General features: G+C 68.4%; 16 protein-coding genes. 7 read left to right on the forward strand and 9 right to left on the reverse strand.

Features of this window, described 5'->3' with window-relative positions:
- Window positions 1-160: 160 nt before the first annotated feature.
- Entirely contained in the window at window positions 161-946 is a 786-nt protein-coding gene (gene znuB, locus AZOLI_RS27020; RefSeq protein ID WP_014189837.1) for a zinc ABC transporter permease subunit ZnuB, read from the reverse strand.
- Window positions 939-1,739, reverse strand: a complete 801-nt coding sequence (znuC, locus tag AZOLI_RS27025; protein ID WP_014189838.1) for a zinc ABC transporter ATP-binding protein ZnuC — start codon at window positions 1,737-1,739, stop codon at window positions 939-941. Before znuC ends, znuB begins: the two co-directional genes overlap by 8 nt.
- 89 nt (window positions 1,740-1,828) lie before the next feature.
- On the opposite strand from znuC, the gene znuA reads away from it, so the two are divergent.
- Entirely contained in the window at window positions 1,829-2,806 is a 978-nt protein-coding gene (znuA, locus tag AZOLI_RS27030; protein ID WP_014189839.1) for a zinc ABC transporter substrate-binding protein ZnuA, read from the forward strand.
- 76 nt (window positions 2,807-2,882) lie between these two features.
- A complete protein-coding gene (gene dapB, locus AZOLI_RS27035; RefSeq protein WP_014189840.1) occupies window positions 2,883-3,680 on the forward strand; it encodes a 4-hydroxy-tetrahydrodipicolinate reductase in 798 nt (265 codons plus the stop codon).
- Between the two features lie 36 nt (window positions 3,681-3,716).
- On the opposite strand, the gene AZOLI_RS27040 is transcribed toward dapB, so the two are convergent.
- The 5 genes from AZOLI_RS27040 to AZOLI_RS27060 all read right to left on the reverse strand — a co-directional run bounded on the left by AZOLI_RS27040 (window position 3,717) and on the right by AZOLI_RS27060 (window position 10,782).
- Entirely contained in the window at window positions 3,717-5,279 is a 1,563-nt protein-coding gene (locus tag AZOLI_RS27040) for a response regulator (RefSeq protein ID WP_014189841.1), read from the reverse strand.
- A 198-nt stretch (window positions 5,280-5,477) separates the two neighbouring features.
- Entirely contained in the window at window positions 5,478-6,104 is a 627-nt protein-coding gene (locus tag AZOLI_RS27045; protein ID WP_014189842.1) for a LysE family translocator, read from the reverse strand.
- A gap of 79 nt (window positions 6,105-6,183) precedes the next feature.
- Complete coding sequence (locus AZOLI_RS27050) at window positions 6,184-7,965, reverse strand: glycosyl hydrolase family 17 protein (RefSeq protein WP_014189843.1); 1,782 nt, start codon at window positions 7,963-7,965, stop codon at window positions 6,184-6,186.
- Window positions 7,966-8,329: 364 nt separating this feature from the next.
- A complete protein-coding gene (locus tag AZOLI_RS27055; protein WP_014189844.1) occupies window positions 8,330-9,103 on the reverse strand; it encodes a ferredoxin--NADP reductase in 774 nt (257 codons plus the stop codon).
- A 236-nt stretch (window positions 9,104-9,339) separates the two neighbouring features.
- The gene (locus AZOLI_RS27060; protein WP_014189845.1) at window positions 9,340-10,782 is read right to left on the reverse strand and encodes a helix-turn-helix domain-containing protein; all 1,443 of its coding nucleotides are present in this window, start codon (window positions 10,780-10,782) and stop codon (window positions 9,340-9,342) included.
- A 302-nt stretch (window positions 10,783-11,084) separates the two neighbouring features.
- Here AZOLI_RS27060 and aceA point away from each other — a divergent pair, with 302 nt between their 5' ends.
- The 3 genes from aceA to AZOLI_RS33710 all read left to right on the forward strand — a co-directional run bounded on the left by aceA (window position 11,085) and on the right by AZOLI_RS33710 (window position 15,408).
- Window positions 11,085-12,362, forward strand: a complete 1,278-nt coding sequence (gene aceA / locus AZOLI_RS27065) for an isocitrate lyase (protein WP_014189846.1) — start codon at window positions 11,085-11,087, stop codon at window positions 12,360-12,362.
- A gap of 571 nt (window positions 12,363-12,933) precedes the next feature.
- Window positions 12,934-13,497 (forward strand): DJ-1/PfpI family protein, encoded by a 564-nt coding sequence (locus AZOLI_RS27070; protein WP_014189847.1) that lies wholly within the window; start codon window positions 12,934-12,936, stop codon window positions 13,495-13,497.
- A 213-nt stretch (window positions 13,498-13,710) separates the two neighbouring features.
- A complete protein-coding gene (locus AZOLI_RS33710) occupies window positions 13,711-15,408 on the forward strand; it encodes a methyl-accepting chemotaxis protein (RefSeq protein WP_014189848.1) in 1,698 nt (565 codons plus the stop codon).
- Window positions 15,409-15,568: 160 nt separating this feature from the next.
- Here the strand turns inward: AZOLI_RS33710 and AZOLI_RS27080 are convergent, their stop codons facing one another.
- Entirely contained in the window at window positions 15,569-16,465 is an 897-nt protein-coding gene (locus AZOLI_RS27080; protein ID WP_014189849.1) for a prephenate/arogenate dehydrogenase family protein, read from the reverse strand.
- Between the two features lie 99 nt (window positions 16,466-16,564).
- Complete coding sequence (locus tag AZOLI_RS27085) at window positions 16,565-17,476, reverse strand: hydrogen peroxide-inducible genes activator (RefSeq protein ID WP_014189850.1); 912 nt, start codon at window positions 17,474-17,476, stop codon at window positions 16,565-16,567.
- A 238-nt stretch (window positions 17,477-17,714) separates the two neighbouring features.
- On the opposite strand from AZOLI_RS27085, the gene ahpC reads away from it, so the two are divergent.
- Both ahpC and ahpF read left to right on the forward strand, forming a co-directional pair.
- Window positions 17,715-18,278, forward strand: a complete 564-nt coding sequence (ahpC, locus tag AZOLI_RS27090) for an alkyl hydroperoxide reductase subunit C (protein WP_044553274.1) — start codon at window positions 17,715-17,717, stop codon at window positions 18,276-18,278.
- Between the two features lie 411 nt (window positions 18,279-18,689).
- Window positions 18,690-20,285 (forward strand): alkyl hydroperoxide reductase subunit F, encoded by a 1,596-nt coding sequence (gene ahpF, locus AZOLI_RS27095; RefSeq protein ID WP_014189852.1) that lies wholly within the window; start codon window positions 18,690-18,692, stop codon window positions 20,283-20,285.
- The last annotated feature ends 65 nt before the right edge of the window (window positions 20,286-20,350 follow it).

Raw genomic sequence — 20,350 nt, forward strand, 5'->3', positions numbered from 1 at the left:
CAGGATCAGGAGAGTGAGGATCTTCTCCATCCTCCAGCCCTCCATTGGTACGGACGCAGTGGCGGCCCTCCCGCCATCGCGTCCGCCCGCGGACTATGGCGCAGGCGGCCACGTCCGCAAACGGGAATTCCATGCAATCGTGCTCTTTTCCTGATTGCAATCAGCGCCGCAGCGGCACCAGCGATCCCAGCAGGAACAGGGCGGCGGCGGCCACCACCACGCTCGGCCCACCCGGCAGATCCCAGTTCAGCGACGCCAACAGCCCGGCAACCACCGCCACGACACCCAGGATCGAGGCCAGCGCCGCCATGCCTTCCGGCGTGCGGGCGAAACGGCGGGCGGCGGCGGCCGGGATGATCAGCAGCGAGGTGATCAGCAGGATGCCGACGATCTTCATGGCAATGGCGATCACCAGCGCGATCAGCAGCATGAAGGCCAGCCGCAGGGCGTCGACCGGCATGCCCTCCACCCGCGCCAGATCCTCGTCGACCGTCACCGCCAGCAGCCGGCGCCACAGCAGCGCCAGCCCGGTCAGCGCCACCGCGCCGCCGCCATAGATCGCCATCAGGTCACCGTCGGTCACCGACAGGATATCACCGAACAGATAGGCCATCAGATCGACACGCAGCGTCTCCAGGAAGGCCAGGGCCACCAGCCCGAGCGACAGCGAGCCGTGCGACAGGATGCCCAGCAGCGTGTCGGCCGCCAGCGTGCGCCGCCGCTGCAAGGCCACCAGCGCCAGCGCCAGCGTCACGCAGACCGCCATCACGCCGACCATCGGGTTGACGCCCAGCAGGAAGCCCAGCGTCACCCCCAGCAGGGCCGAATGGGCCAGCGTGTCGCCGAAATAGGCCATGCGCCGCCACACCACGAAGGATCCCAGCGGCCCGGCCAGCAGGGCGATGCCGCCGCCGGCGAGCAGGGCGCGGATCACGAAATCATCCATGGCAGCAGCCCCCGTCATGGTCGGGCACGACCTTGCCGTCCTCGGCATGGGCGTGGTCGTGGTGATGGACATAGACGGCGAGGTCGCCGGCATGGCCGCCGAACAGGGCATGATATTCGGGGTGGCGGCTGACATCCTCCGGCCGGCCGGAACAGCAGACATGGCCGTTCAGGCAGATCACCCGGTCGGTGCGCGCCATCACCGTGTGCAGGTCGTGGCTGACCAGCAGCACGCCGCAGCCGCGCCGCTGCCGCACCTGGGCGATGCGGTTGAACAACTCCGCCTGGCCATGGACGTCCACCGCCTGATCGGGTTCGTCCAGGACCAGCAGGTTGGGGTCGCCCAGCAGGGCGCGGGCCAGCAGCACCCGCTGCATCTCGCCGCCCGAGATGGTCTGCACCGCCGAGTCGGCCAGCCGCGCCACCCCGGCCTCCTCCAGCGCCGCCTCCACCCGGTCGGCGGCCACCGGCCGCCACAGCTTCAGGAACCGGCGCACGGTCAGCGGCAGCGTCTGATCCACCGACAGCTTCTGCGGCATGTAGCCGATGCGCAGGTTCGGACGCCGCAGCACCCGCCCGCCATCGGGCGCCACCAGCCCCAGCACGGCGCGCACCAGTGTCGTCTTGCCGGCCCCATTCGGGCCGATCAACGTCACCACCTCCCCCGGCTGGACGGCGACGTTGACGCGGTCCAGCACGGTGCGGCGGCCGAAGCGGACGGTCAGATCCTCGGTCCAGGCGAGCGGACCGGCGAAGAGCGCGGAGGCATCACGGCGTGTGTGGGGTGTTGACATGTTACGTTATAACGTGACACCAAAGTGAAACTGGCTTCCCTATGCGCTGAAACCAGCAGCCTGTCCAGCAAGTCGAGAGGATCCCTCCCATGCGCCGATTCGCGCTGTCCGCCATCCTGACCGCAGCCCTTGCCGCAGCTACCGCACTGCCGGCCCAGGCCGAGGTGCCGAAGGTGGTGGTGTCGATCAAGCCGATCCACTCCCTGGTCGCCTCGGTCATGCATGGGGTGGGCGAACCGGCTCTGCTGGTGCGCGGCGGCGCATCGCCGCACAGCTACACGATGAAGCCGTCGGACGCGAAGGCGCTGTCGGCCGCCGATCTGGTGGTCTGGGTCGGGCCGGAGCTGGAGAGTTTCCTGGAAAAGCCGCTGAAGGCCAACGCGCCCAAGGCGACGCGGTTGACCCTGATGGAGCTGAAGGGCCTGACCCTGCTGGAAACCCGCGAGGGCGGCGCCTGGGATGCGCACGACCACGGCCATGAAGCGGGTCACAAGGGCCACGACCATAAGGGACACGACCACAAGGGCCACGACCATGACGAGGAGCATGAGGAGCTGAACAGCCACATCTGGCTCGACCCCGCCAACGCCCGCGCCATCGTCAAGGCCGTGGCGGAGGCGCTTGCCGCCAAGGATCCGGCCGATGCGGAGGCCTACCGCACCAACGCCGACCGCACCCTGCAGCAGCTCGACGCGCTGGATGCGGAGCTGAAGGCCACGCTGGCGCCGGTGAAGGACAAGCCCTTCGTCGTCTTCCACGACGCCTACCAGTATTTCGAGGCGCGCTACGACCTGTCGGCGGTCGGTTCCATCACCGTCAGCCCGGACCGCCGCCCGTCGGCCAAGCGGCTGTCGGCGATCCGCGCCAAGATCGGCGGGCTGGGTGCCGCCTGCGTCTTCGCCGAACCGCAGTTCGAACCGGCGCTGGTCCAGACGGTGGTGGAGGGCACCAAGGCCAGGACCGGCGTGCTCGACCCCGAGGGTGCCGGGTTGCCGGAGGGCGAGGCGCTCTACCCCACCCTGCTGCGCAACCTCGCCGCATCGCTGCGCGGCTGCCTTGGCGCTTAAGCCCCGGCCGGGCCTGTGCTAAACCGCTGTAAGGACGGGAAGGCCGGCCGGAAGAGCTGAACAGGGGATTGGCGTCATGAAGATCGGTGTCGTCGGGTGCGCGGGGCGCATGGGGCAGATGCTGGTGCGCGAGATCGCGGCGACCGCGGGCTGCACGCTGGCCGGCGGGACCGAGCGGGTGGGCGGCCCGGCGCTGGGCAAGGATCTGGGCGTGCTGGCCGGGCTGGACCCGCTGGGCGTGACCGCCATCGACGATCCGGTCGCCCTGTTCGCCGAGGCCGACGCGGTGATCGACTTCACCAGCCCGGAGTCGACGGAGCGGCACGCCGCGCTGGCCGCCCAGTCGGAAACCGTGCTGGTCGTCGGCACCACCGGCCTGAACCCGTCGCAGCAGGCGGCCATCGCCACCGCGGCCACCCACACCGCCATCGTCCAGTCGCCGAACATGTCGCTGGGCGTCAACCTGCTGCTGGCGCTGGTGGAGCAGGTCGCCCACAGGCTGGGCGACGATTTCGACATCGACATCCTGGAGATGCACCACCGCCGCAAGGTGGACGCGCCGTCGGGCACCGCGCTGGGCCTCGGCCATGCCGCGGCGGCCGGGCGCGGCGTCAGGCTGGAGGATGTCTGGCAGAAGGTGCGCGACGGCCACACCGGCGCCCGTCCGCGCGGCGAGATCGGCTTCGCCACCTTGCGCGGCGGCGACGTCATCGGCGACCACACGGTGATGTTCGCCAGCGAGGGCGAGCGGATCGAGCTGACCCACAAGGCCTCCAGCCGCCAGATCTACGCCAAGGGCGCCGTCCGCGCCGCCCTGTGGGCGCAGGACAAGACGCCCGGCCTCTACAGCATGCGGGACGTGCTGGGCCTCTGACCCTCAAACGTCTGAAATTGGTGGGCGGCGGCGGTCCTACACCCCCGCCCCTTCCCGCGTCAGCACCGCCAGGAAGGCGTCGACCACGCGCGGGTCGAAATGGCTGCCCGACTCGGCGCGCAGCAGGTCCAGGACCTCGCCGATGTCCCACGCCTTCTTGTAGGGGCGGCGGTGCAGCAGCGCATCGAAGACGTCGGCGACGGCGACGATGCGGCCGGAGAGCGGAATGGCGTCGCCCGCCAGCCCGCGCGGATAGCCGCTGCCGTCGAACTTCTCGTGATGGCTCTCGGCGATCTCCGCACCCATCGACAGATAGCCGCGGCGGTCGCCGCCGCAGGCGTCGCGCAGGATGCTGCCGCCGATGGAGGCGTGGTCGCGCATGACCGCCATTTCCGCATCGTCCAGCCGGCCGGGCTTGCGCAGGATGGCATCGGGGATGCCGACCTTGCCCACGTCATGCAGCACGCTGGCCAGCCCGATGGTGTCGCAGAACCAGTCGTCCAACTCGCCCGCGAAGTCGCCGCGGGCGTGCAGTTCGCGCGCGATCGCCGTCGCCCAGCGGCCGAGTCGCTTCACATGGTCGCCGGTGACCTCGTCCTTGTACTCCGCCAGCTTGCCGAGCGCATGGACGGTGGCGACCTGCGCCTCGTTCAGCCGCTCGTAGAGCCGCAGATTGTCCAGCCCCACCGCCGCCTTGGTGCAGAGCAGCTCCAGCAGCGGCCGGTCGCCCTCGGCAAACGGACCGCCGAGCAGGCAAAGCGCCAGCGGTGCCACATCGCGGCCGCGCAGCACGGCCACGCCATGGCGCACCCCCCATCGCACCTGTCCGTCGTTCAATGCGGCGGCGATGTCGGCCAAGGCCGCCGCCGGCGGATCGGCCGGCAGCCCGGCTTCGGCGAGGATCGCCACGCCGCCGTCCTCCCCGACCCCGCACAGCAGCGCGGCGGTGGCGTCGGTCACCAGGGCCGACGCCCGCCCCACCAGACCGGCCAGGAACTGGGACCGCGACCGCAGGCCGGCCAGATGGACGGCGGCCTCCATCACCCGCTCCAGCCCCTGCCGGCCGCGCTCGATGGTCGCGATGTGCTGGTAGGAGCGCAGGGCCGCGATGGCGGCGGTGTAGAGCTTCTGCGCCGTCAGCTCGCTCTTGGCCTTGTAGTCGTTGATGTCGTAGGCGGCGATCACCTGCCGTTCCGGCGCCTGACCCGGCTGGCCGGTGCGCAGGATGATGCGGATCTGCCGGTTGCCCATCTCCTCGCGGATGTGGCGGACCAGCTTCAGCCCGGCATCGTCGGTCTCCATCACCACATCCAGCAGGATGGCGGCGATCCCCGGATTTTCGGCCAGCAGCGACCGCGCCTGCCGCGCGGTGTAGGCGGACAGGAAGCGGACAGGCCGCTCCTCGAACGTCATTTCGCCCAGCACGACTCGGGTGATGGCGTGGACCTCGTGGTCGTCGTCGACGATCAGGATCTGCCAGGGCGGATTTTGCCGGACGTCGGCCGCATCGACGGTCTCGGCGGCGAACTCCAGCACATCCCCGGCGGGCTCCCGCCGGGTCTCTTCCGCCATCCCGCCCCTGTTGCAGACGTCGACCATCACCGCCCCCGCGGATCGATTCGCTTCCGCCGGCTCCATGAAAGTTACCGACGCGTGCATCCCCCTGGTTGGCGACAATTTTCAGTGAAGTTATCTTGTTTTGTCAACAAATCGCCGACTGCGGGCGTGTGTCGCGCATTGCCTATGCGGTTCGGCTGGGCCCATCGCCTATGCCCATCGCTGGGGCCGGCGATCGGCTCAGGCGGTCCGCTTCCAGGCGACGGTCAGCAGCCCGGCCCCCATCAGCAGAGACCCGCCGACCCGGTTGACCGTGCGCTGCACCGACGGCGTCCGCACCGCGCGCCGCGCCGCCGAGGCAAGCAGGGCGTAAGCGGCGGCGTTCAGCGTCGCCAGCACCAGGAAGGTCGCCTCCATCACCACCATCTGTTCGGCCAGCGGCCGGCCGGGATCGAGGAACTGCGGCAGGAAGGCGACGAAGAAGACGATGCTCTTGGGGTTCAGCGCGGTGACGGCATAGGTGTGCAGCATCATGCGCCAGGGCCGCACCGCCGACTCGTCGGCCAGCGTCTCGGCGGTCCTGACCGGCGCCCGCCACAGCTTGATGCCGAGATAGACCAGATAGGCGGCGCCAGCCCATTTCAGCAGGGTGAACAGCGCCGCCGAGGTCGACAGCAGCACCCCCAGCCCCAGCATCGAGGCGGTCATCGCGGTGAAGTCGCCCAGCGCCACCCCCGCCACCGTCGCCATGGCCGACTTCCGTCCATGGCCCAGCGCATAGGAGACGACGATCAGCACCGTCGGCCCCGGGATCATCAGCATGACGGCGGAGGCGGCGGCGAAGGCGAGCCACAGGTCGGGGGACATCGAACGGGTCTCCGGTTAAGGCCAGGAACCCGTCAATCAATCCACAGCGCTGCGGCCCGCGCAATGGGTCACTGCGACCTCAGATCCGCCGCAGCGGGCGCCGGGCGCTCCACACCCCGGCCAGGAACGGCAAGGCCAGCACGACCTGCAGGGCGGCCCAGCCCAGCGCCTCCCAGTTCGGCAGGGTCCAATCGACCTCGTGCAGGGCCTCCATGAAGGGAAGCTGGCCGTAGATCAGCGATTCGAGCGGGACGAACCCCTCGGCCACCACGGTCAGCAGCGCACCCAGCAGCAGCCCGAAGCCCAGCAGCGACTCCACCGGCATGCGGCGGACGGCGCCGCACAGCCCGCGCGGCTCGCCATCGTCCACCGGGACCGCCGGGCGGAACAGGCTGGCGATGCCCAGCGTATCGCGCGTTTCCGCCCCCACCGGGCGGCGGGCGGCGCGGATCAGCCCCAGCGCCGGCAGCGCCACCGCCGGGATCAGCAGGTAGGGGTTGGGGAAGTCGCGATAGCGGCCGTCATAGACGATCAGCAGCGACCAGACCAGCGCCACGCCGCCCAGCGCCACGGCGCTCCACCGCCCCACCCGCTCGGTGCGGGTCAGGGCCGGGCGGGCATGGCGCAGGCCGACCAGCGGCTCCAGCGCCAGTCCGCCGCTGGCCAGCGTGCGGTGGGCGGTCAGCAGCACCGCCAGCACCAGCGCGGCGGTCAGCGCCAGCATGCCCACGGCCAGCGTGGTGTCCTGCCAGTAATGCTTGCCATGCGCCGCGACGAAGCCGGCGCGGACATAAAGCGTGGACAGCGCCTGCGCCAGCAGGATCAGCACCACCCAGCCGCTGCCCGGCAGATGGCGGCGCAGCAGGGCCAGCCCGCCCAGCAGCACCAGCGCCAGCCCGCTGGAGATCGTGAACAGCCAGGGCCAGGCGACAGTGCCGACGACCGGACCGGCCAGCGAGAATTTCGGCGTGCGGTCGGCGTTGTAGAGGCCCCAATGGCCGCCGACGGTGCCCTCCAGCTTCGCCTTCCATTCCTGGTCGAAGGCCTCGATCACGTTGTAGTCGAAGCCCTCCTGCTCGGCCATGCGGACGAAGGCGTTGACGAACTTCGCCTTGTTGACCAGCCCCGGCACGGCGGCCCCGCGCGAGCGGCCTTGCGTCGGCCAGCCGGTCTCGCCGACCAGGATCGGCTTGCCGGGGAAACGCTGGGCGATGCTGCGGTAGCTCTGGCGGATGCGCTCGGTCGCGCCCTCGACGCCGGCCGGCACATCCTCCCAATAGGGCAGCAGGTGGATGGTCAGGTAATCGACGTGATCGGCGATCTGCGGGTATTTCAGCCACCATTCCCACACGTCGGCATAGGACACCGGCTGCTTCACCGCCGCCTTGACCCGGTCGATGTAGCCGGTCACCTGCTCCGGCGTCAGCTCGCGCCGCAGCAGCACTTCGTTGCCGACGATGACGCGGGTGATGACGTCGGGATAGCGGTTGGCGAGATCGATCAGCGAGGCGATCTCCGCCTCGTTCTTCTCGGCCTTGGAGGACAGCCACGCCCCCATGGTGACCTGGATCCCGTGCCGGCGCGCCATCTCCGGCACCACCTGCAAGCCTTCCAACGAGGTGTAGGTGCGGATGCCGGCCACCTGCGGCGCCAGGGCTGCGAGGTCCTCCTCGATCTGGGCATCGGTCGGGAAGACCTGGGTCAGCGGGCTCTGGCCGTCGCGGAAGGGGGCGAAGGACACGCTGCGCAGCTTGCCCCCCGGCGGCGGATCGAGCGGCACCGGGCGGTTCGGCAGGGACCAGACGGCGAGATTCGCGAAGCCGGCGACGAGGATCGCGGCGAGGATGAGGATCGGGCGCATGGGCGGGATGTCTACACCAAAGCCTTGACGGTTTGAACGAGGACCGTCGCACCAACAGGCCGAAGGGCGTTTTTATTCACCGGCTCCGAACGGAAAATGGGCGCACCCCCCGGAGGAGACGCGCCCAGTCGGTCAAGGATTGAGTGACGTGCCATCGTCACGGAATTGTAAACGTGCGGAAGGGGAGATTATTCCGGCGGGGGGTGTGACTTTGTGGGGAAGTCCTCGGCCCCCTCCCCATCCCTCCCCCTCTTCGAGGGAGAGGGGGCAGGAGCTTTGAAGGAGCGCAGCGGAGTTCCCTCCCCCGCCCAGCGGGGGAGGGTTAGGGTGGGGGCATTCGTAAGCCAACACCCCTCCGAAAAACTCACCGCTCCACGAACGCCTTCTCGATGACGAAGCCGCCCGGCTCGCCGTTGGTGCCCATGACGAAGCCGCGCTTCTCCATCATCGCGGTGGTCTCGGCCAGCATCGCCGGGCTGCCGCAGATCATCACGCGGTCCTTCTCGGCGTCCAGTTCCGGCAGGCCGAGGTCGCTGTACAGTTTGCCCGTCTCCATCAGCGTGGTCAGACGGCCCTGGTTGCGGAAGGGCTCGCGCGTCACGGTCGGGTAATACAGCAGCTTCTCCTTCACCTGCTCGCCGAAGAACTCGTTCTCCGGCAGGCTGTGATGGATCAGGTCGTCATAGGCCAATTCCGCCACGGTGCGGGTGCCGTGGGTCAGGATCACCCGGTCGAACTTCTCGTACATCTCCGGGTCCTTGATGATGCTGAGGAACGGCGCCAGGCCGGTGCCGGTGCTCAGCAGATACAGGTTCCGCCCGGGAAGCAGGTTGTCGGTGATCAGCGTGCCGGTCGCCTTGCGGTTCACCAGCAGCGTGTCGCCTTCCTTCAGGTGCTGCAGGCGCGAGGTCAGCGGGCCGTCCTGCACCTTGATGCTGAAGAACTCCAGCGTCTCCTCGTAATGCGCGCTGACGAGGCTGTAGGCGCGCAGCAGGGGCCGGCCGTCGACCTCCAGCCCGATCATGGTGAACTGCCCCGGCAGGAAGCGGAAGGACGGATCGCGCGTGGTGGTGAAGCTGAACAGCGTGTCGGTCCAGTGGTGAACGGTCAGCACGCGCTCTTTGATCAAGTTGCTCATGGGGGCGTTCCAAAACCTGTCGAGGCCAACTCCGTTGGCACTGTTCTAGCCATTGTCCGGGACGCTGCATCAGGTGGCCGGTGCGCAGACACGCAAGCGGAGCTGCCGCGACGCAACGGCCGAAACCTATCAACAAACCCGGTCGAAGGCCACGGATTTATACCAGTCAAATGACGGGCTTTCCGACAAACAACACAATCCACGCCGTACAACATTGATCCCGGTCAATCGCCGCTTCATTCCGCACTGGGCGGCGCGAACAGGTAGGGCGACAAGCCGCGCAGGTTCTCGTCGACGATAAGCCGATGATTCAGCGGCGGAAACGCCCGCTGCGAGCAGTCGAGCCGCGGGCAGAGCCGGCAATTCACCCCGATCGGGGTCGCCGCGTCGGTGTTGGACAGGTCGAACCCGTCCGCATAGGTGACTTGAGCCGCATGCTGGACGTCGCACCCCAGCGCGACGGCGAATTGCTGCGGCGGGCTGCGGTGGCCGCCGCCGGCCTTCACCACCGTGCGGGCGATGGAGAAATAGGCGGTGCCGTCCGGCATTTCCGCCATCTGGCTGTGGATCTTGCCCGGCGTGCGGAACGCCTCGTAGACGATCCAGCGCGGACAGCCGCCGCCGAAGCGGGCGAAATGGAAACCGGCGCCGGAAAAGCGCTTGGACACGTTGCCGGCGCTGTCCACCCGCATGAAGAAGAAGGGCACGCCCTTGGCCCCCGACCGGTGCAGGGTGGTCAGCCGATGGCAGACCTGCTCGAACGACGCGTCGAAGCGCCGCCGCAGGATCTCGATGTCGTAGCGGACCTGGGTCGCCGCCTCGTGGAAGCGGGCGTAGGGCATCAGCACCGCCGCGGCGAAATAGTTCGCCAGCCCGATGCGGGCCAGCCGCCGCGCCTCGTCGCCGGACAGGTTGGCGGACTCGACGATGCCGTTCAGCAGGTCGCGGTGACGCAACAGCGCGATCTGGCAGGCCAGCTGGAAGGTGCGGCCCGACGGCGCCAGCATCTCCGACAGCAGGATGCGCCGGCTGTGGCGGTCGAAGCGGCGGACGGCATAGCCCATCACCTCCGACGGCAGCAAACGGACGCGCACGCTGTGCTGGGTGTTCAGCCAGTCGACCAGACCGCGATAGAGGTCGCCGCGTTCCAGCTTGCCGTCCTGCCACAGGCTTTCGGCCGCCGCCTCCAGGTCGGGGAAATGGTTGGAATGGGTCTGGAACAGGTCGCGCACCTCGTCCTGGGGGAAGCCGGCGCTCTGCACCAGATGCAGCTTCTCGCGGTCGGCCACCCGCTCCGCCAGCGCCTGCAGGTCGTCGCGCGCCCCGCGGAAGCCGCGATAGAGCGCCACCACCGCCTGACCCAGCGTCGGCGCCACCGCCGCCAGTTCGCGGAAATCCTGGTTCTTGATGTCGGAGCCGTCGAACAGCGGATCGGCGAACACTTCGCGCAGGCCGGCGACCAGCCGGCTTTCCTCATCCTCGGCGAAGGCCTGCAGATCGACGCCGAATTGCTGGCCCAGCTTCAGCAGCAGCGGCACCGTCACCGGGCGCTGATTGTGCTCGATCAGATTCAGATAGCTGGGGGAGATACCCAGCTGCTCCGCCATCTGCGCCTGGGTCAGGCCGTGGTCGCGGCGCAGGCGGCGGACCTTCGGACCCAGCATCGCCTTCTTTTCCATGGTCGCCACCGCGCCTCTCCGCTTTACAAGATTTACCGATTTACAGGATTGTGAAAACGGCAGTTTACAAACGGACCTTTTTACAAACAAGGGCTTATTGCAACGCACTCGGGCCGGGTTTAAGTCTTGGTTCACGGCCGCGCTGTAAAGCGCAAGCGGCCCCGAAGACACCGGCGGCAGAGCAAGGGCGGGAGGAAACGCCACTGCGCACAACCGGTTGTCGGGACCGACAAAAGGCCCGCCCCGAGACCCCAGTTCCGCCCCGATCGACCGGGCGCACCGGACAATAAGGAACCTGACCCATGTCGCTCGACGAAAAGACCAAGGCCGCCATCCACGCCGCCCGCTACGAGGGCATCCGCCGCGACTACACCATGGACGACGTCAAGCGTCTGAGCGGCTCGGTCAAGATCGAGTACACGCTGGCCGAGCTGGGCGCGCGGCGCATGTGGGAACTGCTGAACACCGAGCCCTACATCAACACGCTGGGCGCGCTGACCGGCAACCAGGCGATGCAGGCGGTCAAGGCCGGCCTGAAGGCCATCTACCTGTCGGGCTGGCAGGTCGCCGGCGACGCCAACACGGCCGGCCAGATGTACCCGGACCAGAGCCTGTATCCGGTCAACTCGGTCCCGGCGGTGGTCGAGCGCATCAACAACGCCTTCAAGCGCGCCGACGAGATCCAGACCTCCGAGGGCAAGGGCGACACCTACTGGTTCGCGCCGATCATCGCGGATGCCGAGGCCGGCTTCGGCGGCCCGCTGAACGCCTTCGAGCTGATGAAGTCGATGATCAAGGCCGGTGCCGCCGGCGTGCACTGGGAAGACCAGCTGGCTTCGGAAAAGAAGTGCGGCCATCTCGGCGGCAAGGTCCTGATCCCGACGCAGCAGCACATCCGCACGCTGAACGCCGCCCGTCTGGCCGCCGACGTCTGCGGCACCTCGACCCTGGTGATCGCCCGCACCGACGCGGAGTCGGCGCAGCTCATCACCTCGGACATCGACGAGCGTGACCATCCCTTCATCGATTTCGACGCCGGCCGCACCACCGAGGGCTTCTTCCGCCTGAAGAAGGGCATGGGCGTCGATCACTGCATCGCCCGCGGCCTGTCCTACGCGCCGTATTCGGACCTGATGTGGTGGGAGACCTCCAAGCCGAACCTGGACGAGGCGCGCCGCTTCGCCGAGGCCGTGCACAAGCAGTTCCCCGGCAAGATGCTGGCCTACAACTGCTCGCCGTCCTTCAACTGGAAGGCCAACCTGGACGACGCCACCATCGCCAAGTACCAGCGCGAGCTGGGCGCCATGGGCTACAAGTTCCAGTTCGTCACGCTGGCCGGCTTCCACAGCCTGAACTACTCGGCCTTCACGCTCGCCAAGGGTTACGCCGAGCGCGGCATGGCCGCCTACTCCGAACTGCAGCAGGCCGAGTTCGCGGCCGAGAAGGACGGTTACACCGCCACCAAGCACCAGCGCGAAGTCGGCACCGGCTACTTCGACGCGGTCGCCACGGCGATCTCCGGCGGCACCTCCTCGACCACCGCGTACAAGGACTCCACCGAGGCTGACCAGTTCCATTGATCGCAGGTTCCGATCAACGGGATTGGTCCGTGATCCAGTGTGCGAGCTGGATCTTTTCGAACGGCTGATGCTTTGACTTGCCGACGGCCGGGGGCCTTCCCCCCGGCCGTTTTTTTGTGTCCGAAAGACTCCGAAGCGGTTCGTTCGGGATAAGCCGCCCGCGAAGCCAAGCCCCCATGGTATGGCAGCCCTGCGCCGCATCAACCGGTGGTACGGCCCGGCTGGCCCGAAAGTCTTGAACGGGGCTGGAAAATACCGCCAAATCCCTTGCCGGAGCGCGGATCGGCAGGCCGCCAGCCTTGGGTGCGGCGCGGAATCCGTTGTTGACTTGGCACCGCATCGGGACCAATTAAGTCCGCATGCTGAAAACAAACCGATCCGGGACGTAAAGGTCCCACACGCCGGCACCCGACCCAGGGGGCCCGGCGGGCGGAACTGGCCGCCGCGCAGCCCCTTGCGCGGCGATGACCGTTTCCCGACCGCCACTTGCCCCGGCGGGTTCTCCCCTGGTGGACATGCCATCGGAGATGATCCGGCGTTCTTTGGTGAAACGATGAAAGGACAAGACAGTATGGATCAATCGCTCGCAGGAAAGTCCATCGCCATCCTCGTCTCCAACGGCTTCGAAGAAGCGGAGATGACCGAGCCGCAACGCGCCCTGATCAAGACCGGCGCAAACCTGCGGACCATCTCCACCGAGACGGGTCTGGTCAACGGCTGGCACGGCAAGTCCTGGGGCCATTACTTCCCGGTGGACAAGCATCTGAGCGAGGCGCTGGGCGCCGACTTCGACATGCTGCTGCTGCCGGGCGGTGAGCGCAGCGTGGCGAAGCTGCAGCAGTCGGCCCACACCCGCCGCATCGTCGGCCATTTCCTGGATGCCGGCAAGCCGATCGCCGCCATCGACCAGGGCATCCAGCTGCTGGCCATCCCCGGCAAGCTGCGCGGCCGCCTGCTGGCCGCCCCGGAAGCCTACCGCGCCGACCTGACCGCCGCCGGCGGCCGGATCAGCGACGAGGCCCTGGTCGTCGACGACGTCACGGTCTCGGCGCTCGGCCAGGACCAGCTGAACGAGTTCGTCGAAGCGGTGGTGAAGCTGTTCACCGAGCTGGGTTCCGTTCGCAAGGCCGCCTGATCTCCATCCTCAGCCGGTCCCGAAACGGCCGCCGCACCGACCGGGTGCGGCGGCCGTTTCGTTTTCGGATTTCCGTTCGCCGGCAATCTCCGACCGATCCGCTCACCTTCCGTGTTGATAATTTTAAACGTTCGGATTAGAAAGGTTGAGGGTCGAATAATTCCATCGGTGGAGAGTTTCTCTTGCCGATGCCTTGGCGGGGATGCAGGCAAGATGGCTAAATTTCGTGCATTCGGGCGCCTCACCATCCGCGCCAAGATCATCGTCGCCGTGCTGGGCACCGTGGTGATGGCCGGCGCCTTCGGCCTGTTCACGCTCAGCCGGCTGGAAATTCTAAACAATGCTGCCGAAACCATGCGCAGCCGGTCGCTGCCGGCGACCCAGCTGGCCGCTCAACTGACCTCCGCCGCGCAGAGTCATCGCATCGCCGAAGCCGCCTATGCGCTCGCCACCAACGAGATGCAGGTGAACCAGGCGGAAAAGGGCTGGACCGACGCGGTGGCCGATGTCACGGCCCGCCGGCAGGAGGCCGGCACCCGCTTCACCGCCGGGGAAGGGGCGGCGCGGCTTGCGGCATTCGACGAGGCCTGGACCGCCTATGCCGCCGCCGCCGACCGGGTGCGCGCCCAGGCCCGCGACGGCAACGCCCAGTCCGCCGTCAGCGTCTTCAAACGGCCCAGCGCCGTCGCCTTCGCCCGCGTGCAGGAGGCGTTGGATGCGCTGGTCGACGGCACGATGGCCGATGCCGGCGCCGTCGCCGACCAGGGGGCGGAGGTCTACCGCAGCGCCCACGGCATGGTGCTGGGCGGGGTGACGCTGTGCACCCTGCTGGCGCTGGGCTTCGGCGTCGTGCTGGTGCGCGGCATCTCGCGCCCGATCCTCGACGTGGCGAGCGCCCTGGAGCGGCTGGCCGCCCGCGACTTTTCCGTCAGTTTCGAGGAAGGCCGCCGCGACGAGATCGGCCGGATGGCGACCGCCGCCCGCGTCTTCCGCGACACCATGCTCGACACCGAACGCCTCCAGCAGGAGCAGGAACGGCTGAAGACCGCCGCCGCCGAGGAGCGCCGCCGCGAGTTGCGCACGCTCGCCGACGGATTCGAGGCGACGGTGAAGCGGCTTGTCGAAGCGCTGTCGGCCTCCACCGCCGAGATGGCCGCCGCCTCCGCTGCGATGGCCGAGGGCGCGGCCGAGACGGCGCGCCATTCCGACGCGGTGTCGTCGGCCGCCGGCCGCGCCTCGGCCAATGTCGACAACGTCGCCGCCGCCACTGCCGAGCTGTCGGCCAGCTTCGCCGGCATCGCCCGTCTGGTCGCCGATTCCGCCGGCATCGCCGCCGACGCCACCCGCGACGCCGAACGCAGCACCGCCGTGATGGGCAGCCTCGCCGAAGCGGCGGAGGAGATCGGCAAGGTGGTGGACATGATTTCCGGCATCGCCGGCCAGACCAATCTGCTGGCGCTCAACGCCACCATCGAAGCGGCCCGCGCCGGCGAGGCCGGCAAGGGCTTCGCCGTCGTCGCCAGCGAGGTCAAGCAGCTCGCCGGCCAGACGGCGAAGGCCACCGCCGAGATCCAGGCCCGCATCGCCGAGATCCAGAGCGCATCCGGCACCGCGGTCGACACCATCGGCGCCGTCACCCGCACCATCGCCCGCATCAACGAGATCGCCGCCGAGGTCGCCGCCGCGGTGGAGCAGCAGTCCGCCGCCGTGGGCGAGATCGCCGCCAACATCCAGGACGCCGCCGACGGCACCCGCAGCGTCTCCGCCAACATCGCCGCCGTCACCGCCGCCGCCGCATCCGCCGAACAGGCCAGCGGCGCGATGGTGCGCTCGGTGGATACGGTGCATGACGACGCCGGACGGATGCGGCAGGAGGTGGACGGGTTCCTGGGGGCGCTGCGGGCGTCGTAGAGGACGTTGCTGGACGTCTAGGTTAAACCCCCACCTATCCTCCCCCGCTGGGCGGGGGAGGGACTGCCGCTGCCTTTCCGATCAAGCACTTATCCCCTCCCCCGCCCAGCGGGGGAGGGTTAGGGTGGGGGCAATCGAAGCCGACACCCCCACTTGCAAACTACGCCTGCTTGGCGTCGATGATCCCCCGACGCACCGCCCGCGTCTTGGTGAAGTGGTCCTGCAGCTGCTCGCCCTCGCCCCAGCGGATGGAGCGCTGCAGCGCCGTCAAATCTTCCGTAAACCGCTGCAGAATCTCCAGCACCGCCTCGCGATTGTTCAGGAAGATGTCGCGCCACATCACCGGATCGCTGGCGGCGATGCGGGTGAAGTCGCGGAAGCCGCCGGCGGAGAACTTGATGACCTCGGACTTGGTGTCCTCCTCCAGGTCGGACGCGGTGCCGACGATGGTGTAGGCGATCAGGTGCGGCAGGTGCGAGGTGATCGCCAGCACGCGGTCGTGGTGGCTGGCCTCCATGATCTCCACGGTCGAGCCGACGCGGCGCCACATCTCCGTCACCCGCGCCAGCGCTTGGCGGTCGGCGCCGGTCGCCGGGGTCAGGATGCACCAGCGGCCCTGGAACAGGGTGGCGAAGCCGGCCTCGGGACCGGAATGCTCGGTGCCCGCCACCGGATGGCCGGGGATCAGGTGGACGCCGTCGGGCAGATGCGGCCCGATGTCGCGCAGCGTCGCCTGCTTGACCGAACCGACATCGGTGACGATGGTCCCGCGCTTCAGCAACGGCCCGATGGCCTCGCCCACCGTGGCGAAGCTGCCGACCGGGGTCGCCAGCACCACCAGATCCGCACCGGCAAGCGCCGCCGCCAGATCGGTGGTGGCCTCCGCCACGATGCCCAGCTCCAGCGCCTTGGCGCAGGCCTCCGGGTTGCGGTCGGCGCAGACGACCTGCCGCGCGATCCCATACTCCGCCAGCGCCCGCGCCAGGGAGGAGCCGATCAGACCGATGCCGACGATGGCGACGCGGTCGAACAGAGGTGCGGTGTCGGTGGTGACCATGACGCAGAGTGTCCCGGAAGCGGGTTGAATGGCGAAAAACCGTCCCGTTTAAACCACCTCAGGCCCGCCGGACCAAGCGATACTTTGATCGCGCGCCCGTCAAGCGTCGTTGCGCGTCATCTCCGCCCGCAGCGCCTCGGCCAGCCGCTGGAAGGTTTCCTTCCGGCCGGAGGTGCGGCGCCAGGCCAGCGCGATGCGGCGCCCCGGACGGTCGCCGGCCAGCGGGCGCACCGCCAGATCCAGCCCGCGCAGGATGCCCGAATCGACCGCCATCTGCGGCAGCAGCGTCACCCCCAGCCCGTTCGCCACCATCTGCACCAGCGTGTGCAGGCTGGTGCCCTGGAAGGCGGTGTTGTGCGGCGTGGCGTCCAGCGCGCAGGCGGCCATGGCATGGTCGCGCAGGCAATGCCCATCCTCCAGCAGCAGCAAATCCTCCGACGGAACCGCGACGGGCTGCGCCGGATCGCCGCCGCTCAGCCGGTGGCCGGTGGGGCAGACGAAGGAGAAGCGGTCCTCCGCGATGTCCTCCGTCTCCAGGTCGCCCATCGGATAGGGCAAGGCGAGCAAAGCCGCGTCGAGCTTGCCGGCATTCAGCTGGCCGAGCAGCCGGGCGGTCTGGTCCTCGCGCAGATACAGGCGCAGGCGCGGGAAGGCCTCGCGCAGGGCCGGCATCACGCGCGGGATCAGGAAGGGGCCGATGGTCGGGATCACCCCCAGATGCAGGGCGCCCGACATCGGGTCGGCGGCGGAGCGGGTGATCTCCACCAGCTCCTCCGCCCCCTTCAGCAGCTGGCGCGCCCGTTCGGCGATCTCGCGGCCGAGCGGGGTCGGCAGCACCGAACGGCGCGTGCGCTCCACCAGCGTGGCACCCAGCAGGTCTTCCAATTCCTGCAGGCCGGCGCTGAGCGTGGACTGGCTGACGAGGCAGGCCTCCGCCGCCTGCCCGAAATGGCAGCGGTCGACGACGGCAACGAGATAGCGGAGCTGGCGCAGGGTGGGGAGCGGTTTCATGCCGGACTATGTAATCGGATTTATCGATCAGTTCAATTGGTATTTTCTACTTCTCTTGATCACTGATTTCCCGTATTCCTCCTCGGGTCAACGGGACAACGGAACGACGCCCCACCCCCGGCCACCTGAAACGGCCCCCCTTGTTCGACCCGGTGCGCCGCACTAAGTCGGGCATGTCACGGCCACCGGCCGGGGATTGAGGCGACAACCATTCATCGCACTCCATCGGAGAACACTAATGTCCTTGATCAACAGCGAGATTAAGCCCTTCAACGCCAAGGCTTATAAGAACGGCAAGTTCATCGACGTCTCCGACGCCGACCTGAAGGGCAAGTGGTCGGTCGTGTTCTTCTATCCGGCCGACTTCACCTTCGTCTGCCCGACGGAGCTGGAAGACCTGGCCGACAACTATGCCGAGTTCCAGAAGCTGGGCGTCGAGATCTACAGCGTCTCGACCGACACCCACTTCTGCCACAAGGCCTGGCACGACACCTCGCCGGCCATCGGCAAGATCCAGTACACCATGCTGGCCGACCCGACGCTGGCGATCAGCCGCAACTTCGAGGTCCTGATCGAGGAAGCCGGTCTGGCCGACCGCGGCACCTTCGTCGTCGACCCGGACGGCAAGATCCAGATCGTCGAGATCACCGCCGGCGGCGTCGGCCGCGACGCCAAGGAGCTGCTGCGCAAGGTCAAGGCCGCCCAGTACGTCGCCGCCCACCCGGGCGAGGTCTGCCCGGCCAAGTGGCAGGAAGGCGAGAAGACCCTCGCCCCGTCGCTCGACCTCGTCGGCAAGATCTAAGGGTCCTTCGGGAACCCCCTCGGGATCCCTGAGGATCGGGGGCCGGTTCCGGCCGGCCCCCACCCCCCGCCCTCCGGCGGGTGTTCATCACAGTACCCTTGCCGGCCGGAACGGCCAACAAGGGCGGTTTCCACGGGCCGGTTTCAAAGCCCGCCCGTGACAGGGTCCGTCGTCGGTTTCCCCATCCCCGCGAAGGCGGGCACCCAGACGCGCGTTTTGTCGCAGTCCTTTCAAAATCTGGATCCCCGCCTGCGCGGGGAGGACGATGACGTTTCAAACTCTTCACTGTTTCAAAACCGGACCTCCCGCCCGACCGGCTTTTCCGACTCGGGCCACCATTTTCTCCGCCCGGACCGCCGCCATATCGGGCAGGCGATCCGCCCCGGACACGAGACGTTGGGAACGAAAGCCATGCTGGACGCCAATCTGAAGACGCAGTTGAAGGCTTACCTGGAACGCATCACCCATCCGATCACGCTGGTCGCGTCGCTGGACGACGGGGCGAAGTCGCAGGAGATGCTCGGCCTGCTGGAAGACATCGCCTCGCTGTCGGACAAGATCACGCTGGACCGCAACGGCGCCGACGCCCGCCGGCCCTCCTTCGCGATCAACCGCGATGGCAGCGACATCGGCGTCACCTTCGCCGGCCTGCCGATGGGGCACGAGTTCAATTCGCTGGTCCTGGCGCTGCTGCAGGTCGGCGGCCATCCGTCCAAGGAGTCCGAGGAGCTGCTGGAGCAGATCCGCAACCTGGACGGCGATTTCCGCTTCGAGACCTATTTCTCGCTGACCTGCCAGAACTGCCCGGACGTCGTCCAGGCCCTGAACCTGATGAGCGCGCTGAACCCGCGGATCAAGCATGTCGCCATCGACGGCGCGCTGTTCCAGCAGGAGGTCGAGCAGCGTCAGGTGATGGCCGTCCCCACCGTCTTCCTGAACGGCGAGCCCTTCGCCCAGGGCCGGATGGACGTGGCGCAGATCGTCGCCAAGCTCGACACCGGCGCCGTCGCCCGCGCCGCCGAGAAGATCAAGGCCAAAGCCCCGTTCGAGGTGCTGGTGATCGGCGGCGGCCCGGCCGGCGCCGCGGCCGCCATCTACGCCGCCCGCAAGGGCATCCGCACCGGCGTCGCAGCCGAGCGGTTCGGCGGTCAGGTGCTCGACACCATGGCGATCGAGAACTTCATCTCCGTCTCGCACACCGAGGGGCCGAAGCTGGCCGCGGCGCTGGAGCAGCACGTCAAGGACTATGAGGTCGACGTGATGAACCTGCAGACCGCCACCGCCCTGGTGCCGGCCACGCAGGAAGGCGGGCTGATCGAGGTGAAGCTGGCGAGCGGCGCCTCGCTGAAGTCCCGCACCGTGGTGCTGTCGACCGGCGCCCGCTGGCGCTCGATGAATGTCCCGGGCGAGGCGGAATACCGCAACAAGGGTGTCGCCTACTGCCCGCACTGCGACGGACCGCTGTTCAAGGGCAAGCGCGTGGCGGTGATCGGCGGCGGCAATTCCGGCGTCGAGGCGGCCATCGACCTCGCCGGCATCGTCTCGCACGTCACGCTGATCGAGTTCGACAGCCAGCTGCGTGCCGACGCGGTGCTGCAGCGCAAGCTGCACAGCCTGCCGAATGTCACCGTCATCGTCTCGGCCCAGACCACCGAGGTGCATGGCGACGGCAACAAGGTGGTCGGCCTGTCCTACAAGGACCGCAACAGCGGCGAGCTGAAGCGGGTCGATCTGGAAGGCATTTTCGTGCAGATCGGTCTGGTGCCCAACACCGAATGGCTGAAGGGCACGCTGGCGCTGACCCCGCGCGGCGAGATCGAGGTGGACAACCGCGGCCAGACCTCGCTGCCCGGCGTGTTCGCCGCCGGCGACGCGACGACGGTGCCGTTCAAGCAGATCGTCATCGCCATGGGCGAGGGTGCCAAGGCCGCGCTCGCCGCCTTCGACCACCTGATCCGCACGGTGCCTGCCGAGGAAGCCGTACGCGAGACCGTCGCGGCGGAGTGAGCGGGGTTATTGCGAAGCGTAGGCTTCGGGTACCCCCTCCCTTACCCTCCCCCACCTTTGGTGGG

Source organism: Azospirillum lipoferum 4B (assembly GCF_000283655.1).
GTDB classification, from domain to species: domain Bacteria; phylum Pseudomonadota; class Alphaproteobacteria; order Azospirillales; family Azospirillaceae; genus Azospirillum; species Azospirillum lipoferum_C.